The 11,484-nt window shown below is 74.0% G+C and carries 13 protein-coding genes and 1 tRNA gene; 10 read left to right on the forward strand and 4 right to left on the reverse strand.

Translation table 11 applies throughout. The features are described from left to right. Positions 1–32: 32 nt before the first annotated feature. From ACZDWJ_RS16995 to ACZDWJ_RS17010, 4 genes are read left to right on the forward strand one after another with little or no spacing between them, the layout of a single operon-like run. Complete coding sequence (locus tag ACZDWJ_RS16995; RefSeq protein ID WP_463522861.1) at positions 33–1,121, forward strand: sugar ABC transporter substrate-binding protein; 1,089 nt, start codon at positions 33–35, stop codon at positions 1,119–1,121. Next, the gene (locus tag ACZDWJ_RS17000; protein ID WP_463522863.1) at positions 1,118–1,942 is read left to right on the forward strand and encodes an ATP-binding cassette domain-containing protein; all 825 of its coding nucleotides are present in this window, start codon (positions 1,118–1,120) and stop codon (positions 1,940–1,942) included. Before ACZDWJ_RS16995 ends, ACZDWJ_RS17000 begins: the two co-directional genes overlap by 4 nt. Continuing rightward, positions 1,939–3,204 (forward strand): sugar ABC transporter permease, encoded by a 1,266-nt coding sequence (locus ACZDWJ_RS17005; RefSeq protein ID WP_463522865.1) that lies wholly within the window; start codon positions 1,939–1,941, stop codon positions 3,202–3,204. The genes ACZDWJ_RS17000 and ACZDWJ_RS17005 overlap by 4 nt, the downstream gene beginning before the upstream one ends. Continuing rightward, positions 3,201–4,166, forward strand: coding sequence for an ROK family protein (locus ACZDWJ_RS17010; protein ID WP_463522867.1), 966 nt, complete (start codon positions 3,201–3,203; stop codon positions 4,164–4,166). The genes ACZDWJ_RS17005 and ACZDWJ_RS17010 overlap by 4 nt, the downstream gene beginning before the upstream one ends. Here the strand turns inward: ACZDWJ_RS17010 and ACZDWJ_RS17015 are convergent. Continuing rightward, positions 4,163–4,597, reverse strand: a complete 435-nt coding sequence (locus tag ACZDWJ_RS17015) for an NUDIX domain-containing protein (RefSeq protein WP_463522869.1) — start codon at positions 4,595–4,597, stop codon at positions 4,163–4,165. The two genes, ACZDWJ_RS17010 and ACZDWJ_RS17015, sit on opposite strands and share 4 nt — an antisense overlap. 165 nt (positions 4,598–4,762) lie before the next feature. On the opposite strand from ACZDWJ_RS17015, the gene ACZDWJ_RS17020 reads away from it, so the two are divergent. Beyond that, positions 4,763–7,510, forward strand: a complete 2,748-nt coding sequence (locus tag ACZDWJ_RS17020; protein WP_463522871.1) for a putative Ig domain-containing protein — start codon at positions 4,763–4,765, stop codon at positions 7,508–7,510. Between the two features lie 6 nt (positions 7,511–7,516). On the opposite strand, the gene ACZDWJ_RS17025 is transcribed toward ACZDWJ_RS17020, so the two are convergent. Further along, positions 7,517–7,693, reverse strand: a complete 177-nt coding sequence (locus ACZDWJ_RS17025) for a hypothetical protein (RefSeq protein ID WP_463522873.1) — start codon at positions 7,691–7,693, stop codon at positions 7,517–7,519. 202 nt (positions 7,694–7,895) lie between these two features. On the opposite strand from ACZDWJ_RS17025, the gene ACZDWJ_RS17030 reads away from it, so the two are divergent. Together ACZDWJ_RS17030 and ACZDWJ_RS17035 are read left to right on the forward strand one after the other, a co-directional pair. Continuing rightward, complete coding sequence (locus tag ACZDWJ_RS17030) at positions 7,896–8,051, forward strand: hypothetical protein (protein WP_463522875.1); 156 nt, start codon at positions 7,896–7,898, stop codon at positions 8,049–8,051. Positions 8,052–8,105: 54 nt separating this feature from the next. Next, positions 8,106–8,693, forward strand: a complete 588-nt coding sequence (locus ACZDWJ_RS17035) for a GNAT family N-acetyltransferase (protein ID WP_463522877.1) — start codon at positions 8,106–8,108, stop codon at positions 8,691–8,693. On the opposite strand, the gene ACZDWJ_RS17040 is transcribed toward ACZDWJ_RS17035, so the two are convergent. Continuing rightward, positions 8,654–9,673: a DUF445 domain-containing protein gene (locus tag ACZDWJ_RS17040; RefSeq protein WP_463522879.1), complete on the reverse strand. Its 1,020-nt coding sequence runs from the start codon at positions 9,671–9,673 to the stop codon at positions 8,654–8,656. The two genes, ACZDWJ_RS17035 and ACZDWJ_RS17040, sit on opposite strands and share 40 nt — an antisense overlap. Positions 9,674–9,754: 81 nt before the next feature. Between ACZDWJ_RS17040 and ACZDWJ_RS17045 the strand changes: the two genes are divergently transcribed. The 3 genes from ACZDWJ_RS17045 to ACZDWJ_RS17055 all read left to right on the forward strand — a co-directional run bounded on the left by ACZDWJ_RS17045 (position 9,755) and on the right by ACZDWJ_RS17055 (position 11,382). After that, complete coding sequence (locus tag ACZDWJ_RS17045) at positions 9,755–10,699, forward strand: methylenetetrahydrofolate reductase (RefSeq protein WP_463522881.1); 945 nt, start codon at positions 9,755–9,757, stop codon at positions 10,697–10,699. A 118-nt stretch (positions 10,700–10,817) separates the two neighbouring features. Further along, positions 10,818–11,219 carry a hypothetical protein gene (locus ACZDWJ_RS17050; RefSeq protein ID WP_463522883.1) on the forward strand — a complete coding sequence of 134 codons (402 nt, stop codon included), beginning with the start codon at positions 10,818–10,820 and terminating at the stop codon, positions 11,217–11,219. A 40-nt stretch (positions 11,220–11,259) separates the two neighbouring features. Then, entirely contained in the window at positions 11,260–11,382 is a 123-nt protein-coding gene (locus ACZDWJ_RS17055; RefSeq protein ID WP_463522885.1) for a hypothetical protein, read from the forward strand. Between the two features lie 23 nt (positions 11,383–11,405). On the opposite strand, the gene ACZDWJ_RS17060 is transcribed toward ACZDWJ_RS17055, so the two are convergent. Continuing rightward, a tRNA-Arg gene (locus ACZDWJ_RS17060) sits at positions 11,406–11,478 on the reverse strand. Positions 11,479–11,484 lie beyond the last annotated feature (6 nt).

Here is an 11,484-nt window from a genome sequence, read left to right on the forward strand (position 1 = left end):
CTCTGTCGGCGCCCATGAACCAGGAGGACCCCGTGGCCCGAGCCATCACCCGCCTCGCGCTGACCGCCACCGTCGGCGTCGTCGCGTTCGGATCCCTCGCCGCCTGTGGCGCCAATGACGCCCAGGACTCCGGCAGCGACAGCGCCTCCGGCGCGAAGTACACGATCGCCCTGCTGCTCCCCGAGACCAAGACCACCCGCTACGAGGCGCAGGACAAGCCGCTCTTCGAGGCCAAGGTCAAGGAGCTGTGCGGCTCGGACTGCAAGGTCACCTACGCCAACGCCGACCAGGACGCCAGCAAGCAGCAGCAGCAGGTCGAGACGGCCATCACGCAGAAGGCCGACGTCATCGTCCTCGACCCCGCCGTGGCCGCCAGCGCCGCCAGCATGGTCACCGACGCGAAGGCCGCGAACATCCCGGTCATCGCCTACGACCGCTTCATCGACGGCGCCGACTACTACATGTCGTTCAACAACGAGCGCGTCGGCGAGCTCCAGGGCGAGGCCCTGGTCAAGGCCGTCGGCGACAAGGGCGACATCCTCATGCTCAACGGCTCGCCCGACGACCCCAACGCCGCCCAGTTCAAGAAGGGCGCTCACAAGGTCATCGACGCCTCGAACGTGAAGATCTTCCCCGGCGGCGAGTACGACAACCCCGACTGGAGCCCGGAGAACGCCCAGCAGTTCACCGCCGCCCAGCTGGCCAAGCACGCCCCTGACACCATCGCCGGCGTCTACGCCGCCAACGACGGCCAGGCCGGCGGCGTCATCGCCGCGTTCACCGGCGTCGGCGTCAAGCCCGCCGACCTCCCGCCGGTCACCGGCCAGGACGCCGAGCTCGCCGCCATCCAGCGCATCGCCGCGGGCGAGCAGTACATGACGATCTACAAGTCCATCAAGACCGAGGCCGAGAAGGCCGCCGAGGTCGCGGTCGCGATCGCCAAGGGCGAGGACGTCGGCGAGACCACCGACTTCCAGGGCGTCAAGTCCTTCATCTTCGACCCGGTCGTCGTCACCAAGGACAACATCGCCGACACCGTCGTCAAGGACGGCTTCTACTCGGCCTCCGACATCTGCACCTCCGACTACGCGTCGTACTGCGACGCCCTGGGCATCAAGTGAGCCACTCCGCCGTCGCGGCCCCGGAGCGCGAGGTCCTCGCGCTCCGGGGGATCTCCAAGCGGTTCGGTGCCGTGCAGGCCCTCACCGACGTCGACTTCCACGTCGGCGCCGGTGAGGTCGTCGCCCTCGTGGGCGACAACGGCGCGGGCAAGTCGACGCTGGTCAAGGTCATGGCCGGCGTCTACCAGCCCGACGCGGGCACCATCCGCTTCGACGGACGCGACGTCAGCATCGACGGACCGGCCGCCGCGCAGGACCTCGGGATCGCGACGGTCTTCCAGGACCTCGCCCTCTGCGACAACCTCGACGTCGTCGGCAACCTCTTCCTCGGCCGCGAGATCAAGCGCGCCGGGCTCCTCGACGAGGTGGCCATGGAGACCGAGGCCTGGCGGCTGCTGCGCAGCCTCTCGGCCAAGATCCCCTCGGTGCGCATCGCCATCGCCGGCCTCTCGGGCGGTCAGCGACAGACAGTGGCGATCGCGCGCAGCCTCGTCGGATCGCCGAAGGTGGTCATGCTCGACGAGCCCACCGCGGCCCTGGGCGTCGCCCAGACCGCCGAGGTGCTCAACCTCGTCGAGCGCCTGCGCGAGCAGGGCCTCGGCGTGATCCTCATCAGCCACAACATGGCCGACGTGCAGCAGGTCAGCGACCGCATCGTCGTCCTGCGCCTGGGCCGCAACGCCGCCGAGTTCGTCACCGCCGAGACCTCGACGGCCGACCTCGTCGCCGCCATCACCGGCGCCTCCGACAACGCCGTCACCCGCCGGGCCGAGCGCGTCAGCGCCGGCGCGTCCGGCCAGCACCAGGGAGAGAGCTCGTGAGCGCCCCCACCACCGCCCCCGACCCCACCGCCGCCGGCGTGCCGGCCGACCTGGTCGACGAGCGGCTCATCCAGGACCGGGGCCTGATCGGCGCCGTCATCGCCTTCGGGCGACGCGTGCGGTCCGGCGAGCTCGGCAGCCTGCCGGTCGTCGTCGGCCTGGTGATCATCGCGATCGTCTTCCAGGTGCTGGAGAAGAGCTTCCTCTCCTCGCGCAACCTGGTCTCGATCACGCAGTTCGCCGCGCCCGTCGGCATCATCGCGCTCGGCATCGTCCTGGTGCTGCTGCTCGGCGAGATCGACCTGTCGGTCGGCTCGATGTCGGGTCTCTCGGCCGCGATCATGGCCGTGCTGGTGACCTACCACGCCCAGTCGCTGTGGGTGGCGATCCTCGCGGCCCTCGGCGCCGGCCTCGCGGTCGGTCTGGTCTACGGGATCCTCTACACGAAGGTCGGGGTGCCGTCCTTCGTCATCTCCCTGGCGGGCCTGCTGGCGCTGCTGGGCCTGCAGCTGCAGACCCTCGGCGACAAGGGCAGCGTCAACCTCGCCGCCACGTCGGGCCTGGTGGAGTTCACCCGGCAGAAGTTCTTCAGCGGCACCTCCGCCTACGTGGTGGTCGTCCTCGCGGTCGCCCTGTACGCCGGCAGCCGCCTGCTGACGATCCGTCGCCGCAAGGCCGCCGAGCTCTCCACCGAGCCCGTCGCGCTGCTCGCGGTGAAGTCGGTGCTGCTGCTGGCGGGCCTGGGCTACCTGGCCTACTACCTCAGCATCGACCGGGGCATCAGCTACCTGTTCGTGCTGCTCGTCGTCTTCGTCGTCATCGTCGACGTCGCACTGCGGCGCACGACGTGGGGTCGCCACGTGTTCGCCGTCGGCGGCAACGAGGAGGCCGCGCGCCGGGCCGGCGTCAAGGTCGACCGCGTGTACATCTCGGTGTTCGTCTCCTGCAGCATGCTCGCGGCGCTCGGCGGTCTGCTCGCCGCCGGCCAGCTGACCTCGGTCTCGCAGGCCTCGGGTGGCACGGACACCAACCTCACCGCGATCTCCGCGGCCGTCATCGGCGGCACCAGCCTCTTCGGCGGTCGCGGCTCGGCGTGGTCGGCGCTGCTCGGCATCGTCGTGCTCACCTCGATCCAGTCCGGCCTCAACCTGGTCGGCGTGGACGCCTCGGTGCGCTACGTCGTCACCGGCCTGGTCCTGCTGCTCGCCGTGGCCATCGACTCGGTCTCGCGTCGGGCCCGCACCAGCAGCGGACGAGGGTGAGCGGCACCGCCACCCGCGCGATCGGCGTCGACGTCGGCGGGACGAAGATCTCCGCCGGCGTCGTCGACGCCAGCGGCACCGTCATCGCCCGCGACCGGGTCGACACCCCGGCCGCGGACCCTGCCGGCATCGAGTTCTCCATCGCCGACCTGGTGGCCCGTCTGGGCCGCCAGGTCGGCGGGGTGGGGGCCGTCGGCGTCGCGGCGGCGGGCTTCGTCGCCTCCGACGCCGCCACCGTGCGGTTCGCGCCGAACATCGCCTGGCGCGATCACGACCTCGGCGGACGCCTCGCCTCGCTCACCGGCCTGCCGGTCGTGGTGGAGAACGACGCCAACGCCGCCGGCTGGGCGGAGTTCTGCTTCGGCGAGGTCAGCGGCGTCCGCGAGCTCGTCTGCCTGACGCTCGGCACCGGCCTGGGCGGCGCGATCGTCTCCGAGGGCCGCCTGCTGCGCGGCAGCCAGGGGATGGCCGCCGAGCTCGGCCACCTGCGCGTCGTGCCCGGCGGCGAGCCGTGCGGCTGCGGCCAGCGCGGCTGCTGGGAGCAGTACGTCTCGGGCAGCGCGCTCACGCGGCAGGCCCGTCGTGCCGCGCGCGAGCGCCCTGACGAGGCCGCCGCCCTGCTGGCGCACCGCGCCGAGGGCCGTCCCGACGGCGTCACCGGCCAGTGCGTCGTGGCCGCCGCCCGCGCGGGCGACCCGCTCGGTCTCGAGCTGCTCGCCGACCTCGGCCGCTGGCTGGGGGAGGGCGTCGCGACGCTGTGCGCCGTCATCGACCCCGAGGCCGTCGTCGTCGGCGGGGGACTGGCCTCCGAGGCCGACCTCTACCTGCCGGCCGCGCGCGCCGCGCTCGAGCAGGCGCTGCCCGGCCGCAGCCACCGCGACCTGCCGCGGCTGGTGGCCAGCGCCGGTCACCACGAGGCGGGCATCGTCGGCGCCGCCGCGCTCGCCGTCGCGTCAGCCTAGGCCGACGTCGCGAGCCTGCGGTGCAGGTCGCTGCCGACGAAGCGCGGCAGCACCTGCCCGGCCAGCCGGCTCAGGGGCAGCGCCAGCGCCGCCTGGGGCTCGACGAACACGATCTGGCGGCCCTCGCCGCACACCACGTCGGCGTCGGTGACGTCGAGGCGCACGGCGTAGACCCACGCCCGGTCGAGGGTGCCGTAGGCCTCGTGGAAGACCTGCTCCTCCTCGACGAGCACGAGCGCGTCCTCGGCCACGACCAGACCGGTCTCCTCCGCGAGCTCGCGCACCGCGCCGGGCCGCGGCTGCTCCTCGCCCTCGAGGTGTCCGCCGCACAGGCCCCACGTGTCGGGGTCGATGCGCGCGTGCTCGTCGCGCTCCTGGAGCAGCAGCCACCCGCGGGCGTCGACGCCGATGACCGATCCGAAGCGATGCACGCCCCGACGCTAGCCCCACCGGTCCAGCCCACCTGAGGGGTTCGCGGGCGTTCGGGTGCGCGACGACACGGTCGGGGGCATCCTGGGGCTCCCCCCATTCACGGACGAGACACGACACCTCCAGGCACGGCGGCAGGAAGCCGCCCGAGGTGAGGGAGCAGCCCCATGGACCACCCCACCCCCCGCACCGCCCGCACGCGCAGGCTCGCGAGCCTCGGGCTCGCCCTCGTCGCACCGCTGGTGCCCGCGCTGGCGGTGCTCGCCCCGCCGGCCCTGGCCGCGACCGCGCCGTGCACGCAGGTGCTCGCCACGCCGACGCGCGCCGCCGACCTCGTCGCCGACGGCGTCGCGATCCCGACGCAGCCGGCCGATCCCGCCGCCTCCGCGGCGCTGACCGCCGCCGTCACGGCCGCAGCCGAGGACGAGGCCGCCGCCGGACCGGGGGACGAGCAGCTGTGGCTCGACACCTGCGGCAAGGCGTACTACCGCGACGAGCCGGCCGACCCCGTCGTCGGGCCGATGCTCGCCTCGACGACGACCGCCCAGCTCGCACCGCTGACCCAGACGTTCCTGCTGCACTCCAAGCCGGGCTCGCAGCGCACGATCTACCTCGACACCGACGGCTACTCGCTGTCGAACACCGCCTGGAACGGCTCGCTCTACCCCAGTGGCGGCGCCACCCTGCCGCCGTACAGCATGGACGCCAGCAGCGCCTTCTCCGACGTCGAGAAGGTCGCGATCCAGAACATGTGGGCGATCGTCGCGGAGGACTACGCGCCGTTCGACGTCGACGTGACGACCCAGGCCCCGGCCGCCGACGCGCTCACCCGCTCCAGCGCGACCGACCAGGTCTACGGCACGCGCGCCGTCGTCACCACCGACGCCGTCGGCGCCTCGGCCTGCGGCTGCGGCGGCATCGCCTACCTCGGGGTCTTCGACGACTCCTCCGCCCACGCCCGCTACCAGCCGGCCCTCGCGTTCACCCGCGGCGTCGGCACCAGCGCGAAGAACCTCGCCGAGGTGATCTCCCACGAGGTCGGCCACAACCTGGGGCTGACCCACCAGGGCACGGCCACCAGCGGCTACCACGGCGGTGCGAACGGCTGGGCGCCGATCATGGGCGTCGGCTACTACCAGCCCGTCACCCAGTGGGCGCGCGGCGAGTACGCCGGTGCGAACAACCAGCAGGACGAGCTCGCCGTGCTCGCCAGCCATGGCGCGCTGCCCCGCGTCGACGACCACGGAGACGACGACGCCACCGCCACCGCGCTCTCCGGCCCGCTGGCGTCCTCGCCCACGCGCACCGGCGTCATCGAGCGCACCGACGACGTCGACGCCTTCTCCTTCCGCCTCGCGGCGCCCGCCACCGTCTCGCTGGCCGTGACCACCAGCGCCGTGGCCCCCGACCTCGACGCGACCCTGCGGCTGCGGCGCGCGGGCGGCGCCGAGATCGGGGCGAGCAATCCCGGGCTGGTGGTGTCGTCCTCGAGCGTCGTGTCGGGTACCGACGCCGCGCTCACCGCCGTGCGGCTCGACGCCGGCGACTACGTCGCGACCGTCGAGGGCACCGGCACCGCAGCCTTCTCCGACTACGGCTCGCTGGGGCAGTACGCGATCCGGCTCACCGGCGCCTACGACGACGCCCCCGCCGTGGCGACCACCACGCTCCCGCCGGGCACCGTGGCCACCGCCTACTCCACCAGCCTCGCGGGCTCGTCCGGGACCACCTGGTCGGTGTCCTCCGGTCGTCTTCCCGCGGGCCTGACGCTGAGCAGCGCCGGCGTGCTCGCCGGGAGGCCGTCGGCCGCGGCGACCACCGCGTTCACCGTCCGCGCCACCGACGCCCGCGGCGAGTACGCCGACCAGCCGTTGACGTTGCGGGTGGCCACGCTGCCCACCGTCGGCGGGCTGACCGTCACCACCGCGAGCGCGGGCACGGCCTACACCGGCGCCCTGCGCATCAGCGGAGGCGTCGCGCCCTACGTCGTCACCGCGACGAGCGCCCCCGCCTGGGCGAGCGTCGCCGCGGACGGCACGATCACCGGCACGCCGACGCAGGCCGAGAGCGCCGCCTTCGCGCTCACCGTCACCGACGCCGACGGCCGCTCCCGCGCCGCGAGCCTCACGCTCGCCGTCGGGGGCCCGCTGCGGATCGCGACGACCACCCTGCCCAACGGACAGAGCCTCCTCGCCGGGGCCACCGGATCGTCGGTGACGCTGAGCGCCGTCGGCGGCAAGGCGCCCTACACCTGGACCGGCGTCGGCCTGCCCGCCGGCGTCACGATCTCCGGCGGACGGCTCACCGCCCGCAACCTGACGGTGGGGGAGCTCGACGTCACCGCGCAGGTCCGCGACGCCCTCGGCGCCACCGCCACCCGCACCTGGACCGTGCGCGTCGTCGCGCCGTTGACGGCCTCGACGAGCGGCACGACGGCGACCGTCGGCTCCCCGGTGGCGGCCCTCGTCGCACCCGCCGGCGGCACCGGCCCGTACCGGATCACCGCCGGGACGCTGCCGGCCGGCTGGAGCCTCGACGGCGACACCCTGCGCGGCACGCCCACCTCGACGACCGCGGTGTCCCTGCCCCTGACGGTGCGCGACGCCGACGACCGCACGCTCGCGGTGACGGTGCGCGTCAGCCCCCGGGCGCCCCTGGCGGCGCTCGTGCCGTCGGTGCCGGCCCTGCAGGTCGGGCGCTCGGCGTCGATCTCCCTGCGCACGTCGGGTGGCTACGGCACCGTCGTCTGGTCGATCGTCGATGGCAGCCTGCCCGACGGGCTGCGGCTCTCGGCCTCCGGCGTGGTGTCGGGCGCCCCGACGGCGGCCGGCACGAGCACCCTCACCGCCCAGGCGAGGGACGCCGAGGGCCGGGTGGTGCGCACCGCGGCGCTGACGCTCGTGGTGAGCGGCTGAGCCGGCTCAGCGCTCTGACGGACGGTCGGCCTCGGCGTGCAGGGCGCGGTACCAGTCGGTGTCGGTGCTGGGCGGCAGGGGTGCGTTCCCGTGGCGCTCGACGTGCGGACATCCGTCGACGCCGTAGCGGCGTCGGCATCGTGCGGCGCGGCGCATGCGCCGCCAGTGGCTCCCCAGTCCCATGTCCCCAGCCTTCCGCGCCCTGCCTGATCCGAACCTGGGGATCGCCGCACGCGCTGGTGGTCTTGCGCACATCCGGCGACCGAGCGGGCGATCGGCTGGTCTAGCGCCGTGGTCCAGACCGACGAGACGCCACGATGCAGCGCTCGTTGGCCTCGTGACGGCATCCCTCCCCCCAGCACAGGTGCCCTCGAGGAGCCCTCCCATGTCCGTGCACCGAAGCACATCCCCGACGACCCATGGATCCTGCCGCGACCGCACCGAGGTCGTGATCGCCCTCGTCATGGCCGGCGCCCTGAACGCCGCGGCCTGGGGTGGGATCTTCACCCTCGCGTTCCTGGTCGCCGAGCGCTACGGCTGACCGGCACATCTGCCCGCAGTCGGCCCGCAGGCGCCGTCGTGCGAGGGTGGTCCGGTGCTGACGCCCACGCTCGAGACCGTTCGTCTGCGGCTGCGCCCGGTGACGGACGGCGACGAGGCGTCGCTCGACGCTCTGCACCGCGACGTCGAGGTGCTGCGCTTCTGGGACTCCCCGCCCTGGCGTGAGCCCGGCCGTGCGGCGCGGTTCGTGACGGCCTCGCGCCGGATGGCCGAGGACGACGCCGGGGTGCGCCTGGTGATCGAGCGGCGGGAGGACGCCGCGTTCGTCGGCTGGTGCGCGCTCTCGCGCTGGAGCCCGGAGCACCGCAGCGCCGCGATCACCTTCATCCTGGCGCGTGAGGCCTGGGGACGCGGCCTGGCCACCGAGGCCGGTGAGGCCCTGCTCGGCTGGGGCTACGCGACGCTGCCGCTGCATCGGGTGCAGGGCGAGGTCGACACCCGCAACGCCGCGTCGGCGCGGGTGCTGGAGCACCTCGGGTTCTGCCGCGAGGGCACGCTGCGCGAGGACTGCGTCGTCGACGGCGTGGTCTCCGACTCGTGGGTCTACGGGCTGCTGCGTCCGGAGTGGGAGGCCCGCCGGGCTCAGCCCTCCAGCAGCGCGGCCACCTCGGCTGAGGCGTAGAACGGCTCGAGGCGCGCGCGCAGCAGCCGCTCGAGGTCGCCGGACTCCTGCAGCGCGGCGAGCACCGGGGGAGCCAGGCGCACGGCGTCGGAGACGAGGTCCTCGCGACGCAGGTCGAGCTGGTCGAGGAGCTCGGCGGCGGTGTAGCCGCCGAACCGGTCGAGGAACGCCGCGACGGCCGTGCGTCCCAGCGCGGCGACGGGCTCGCTCGCGGTGGCGGTGATGGCGAGCTCGTGGCCGGCGTCGACCACCGCGCCGAGGCGCTCGCGGGCCTCGGCGTCGTCGACGCCGTCGACCCGGCCCTCGGCGGCGAGGTCCCACACGGCCAGCACCGCCTCGCGGGTGGCGGGGTCGCGCAGGGTCTCCAGGAGGATCCGGTTGAGGCGGCGCACCGCCAGCGTGCCGCCCTTGCCGGCGGCGTCGCCGAGCAGGCCGTCGAGCTGCTTGTCGGCCGCGCCGACGATGCGCGTGGCCGCGCCGGTGCCCAGGCTCACCAGGGACCCCAGCCCCGGCACCTTGCCGGCGACGGCCTTGTTGGCCTCGATGACCTCCCCGACGATGCGGCCCATGAACCGGGAGGCCACGACGCCGACGGCCGGCGTCCCGGCGAGCCGGTCGAGCCGCTGCTCGACGAGCGGGTGCAGCGCGAGGAGCGCGTCGACGAGCCGCTCGACCTGCGCGCGGTCGACCAGGTCGCCCACGGCGTACGGCTGCTCGGGGCCGGCGGTCACCAGCTCGAGCGCCATCTCGACGATGCCGCTCACCGCGGCGCTCGGCGGCACGTCGCGCAGCGCGCGCGCCACGACGTCCTGCAGGGCCTCGGCGTCGAGCACCTCGCCGAGCGGGTGTCGTCCGGCGACGTCGAGGAGGTCCTCGACGAGCGAGCCGATCTCCTCGGTCGCGGCGTCGCCGGTGAGCCGGGCGACGTGGTGGGCCACCTGGGCGTCGAGCAGGCGCTGGGCCAGAGGGGAGAGGGACATGCTCGCAACCTAGGCCACCGGGGGATCGAGGCGCGGACCCGTCCGGGTGCGGCGGTCGGCGTCCCGTACGGTGGCGCCGTCATGGCGGGGAACGAGCAGCAGCGCAGCACCGACCTCCTCGAGCGCATCGCCGAGCGACGCAGCGGCCACCTGCTCTTCGCGATGACCCCGCCCCGGGAGTCGACCACCCCCGAGGAGCGGCAGCGCATCGCCGACCTCACCCTCGCGCGCCTGGCGCCGCTGGAGATCGACGGGCTGGTGCTCTACGACATCGCCGACGAGGCCGAGCGCACCGACGACGAGCGCCCCTTCCCGTACCTGCCGACCGTCGACCCCGCCCGGTTCCACGCCGACCACCTCGGCGCCTGGCAGCGCCCCGTCGTCGTCTACCGCTGCGTCGGCAAGTACGCACCCGACGAGCTCGAGGGCTGGCTGCAGGCGCAGGACGCCGACGCCGTGGCGAGCGTGTTCGTCGGCGCCGCCTCCCGCACCGCGCAGGTGCGCACCGACCTGAGATCGGCGCAGGCGCTGTGGTCGCGCACCCGGCCCGAGCTGGCACTCGGCGGCGTCGCGATCCCCGAGCGGCATGCCGCCGGACGCGAGGAGCACCGACGTCTGCTGGCCAAGCAGGCCCGCGGCTGCTCGTTCTTCGTCACCCAGATCGTCTTCGACGTCAACGCCGCGAAGGACCTCGTCTCCGACTACCACTACGCCTGCGTCGAGGACGGCGTCGAGCCGGTGCCGATCGTCTTCACGCTCTCGGTGTGCGGCTCGCTGCGCACCCTGGAGTTCCTGCGCTGGCTCGGCGTCACGGTGCCGCGCTGGATGGAGAACGCGCTGGCCCACGCCAGCGACACCCTCTCGGAGTCCTACGCCCAGTGCGTCAGCACCGCCCGCGACCTCGCCGCGTTCTGCGAGCGCCTGGGCATGCCGTACGGCTTCAACGTCGAGAGCGTCTCGACGCGGCGTGCCGAGATCGAGACCACCGTCGAGCTGGCCGCGCACCTGCGGCGCGAGGTGCTCTGAGGTCGTCCGAGGTCAGCGCCGTGGTCCAGGATGAGCGCATGATCCTCGGCTCTCTCGGTCTCGTGCCGACGGCGTCATCGTGCCTCACCGCCACCACCGCGTCCCGATCCGGTGCGCGGTGAGCCTCGTCGTCGACGTCATGCCCTCGCGCGCCGCCACCGCGGAGCTGCGCGAGCACCTGGCCCGCGGCGAGCGGGAGGTCGACTTCCTCCTCGGTCCGTCCATCGCGCCGGGCGCGGTCATCGAGCAGACCCGCCGCCACCGCTACCGCGTGGAGGTCCGCGGGTCGGCGCTGCTGGCCGCGCGCGCCGACGTCGTCCGGCAGCGCGGGCTGTTCCTCGGCCGCGACGTCACGCCCGCCCTGACCCTGACCGGTGCGATCGACTGGGACGAGCGCCGCGCCCGGTGCACCGTCGCCACCGAGATGGACCTCTCCCAGACCCGGTGGGCCACGATCGCCCAGGCCGACCTGTGGCACGTCGCGTTGATCCTGCACGGGGTGCCGGAGACGCCGCGTTGAACGAGCGTCCCGGACGCGAAGCAGACGGCGTCTCCTCGCCGTGGGGACCAGCAACCGCCCCGCCCTGGCCGCTGCCGCGGCGGTCTTCGCGCTCGTCGCCGTCGCGCAGGTGCTCTCGCCGATCCGGACGTTGCGCCTGCTCGCCCCGGCTGACGACCACTGACGCCTGGCCGTCGAGCCTCTCGGTGCCCCAGGCAAGAGTCGAACTTGCGACCTTTCGCTTAGGAGGCGGCTGCTCTATCCACTGAGCTACTGGGGCGTGGGG

Source organism: Nocardioides sp. B129/18 (genome assembly GCF_055282735.1).

Excerpts from the sequence above, each read along its gene's own strand:
- ACZDWJ_RS17020 (WP_463522871.1), top strand. The coding sequence starts at position 4,763 with ATGGACCACCCCACCCCCCGCACCGCCCGCACGCGCAGGCTCGCGAGC.
- ACZDWJ_RS17045 (WP_463522881.1), top strand. The coding sequence starts at position 9,755 with ATGGCGGGGAACGAGCAGCAGCGCAGCACCGACCTCCTCGAGCGCATC.
- ACZDWJ_RS17040 (WP_463522879.1), bottom strand. The coding sequence starts at position 9,673 with ATGTCCCTCTCCCCTCTGGCCCAGCGCCTGCTCGACGCCCAGGTGGCC.
- ACZDWJ_RS17025 (WP_463522873.1), bottom strand. The coding sequence starts at position 7,693 with ATGGGACTGGGGAGCCACTGGCGGCGCATGCGCCGCGCCGCACGATGC.
- ACZDWJ_RS17030 (WP_463522875.1), top strand. The coding sequence starts at position 7,896 with ATGTCCGTGCACCGAAGCACATCCCCGACGACCCATGGATCCTGCCGC.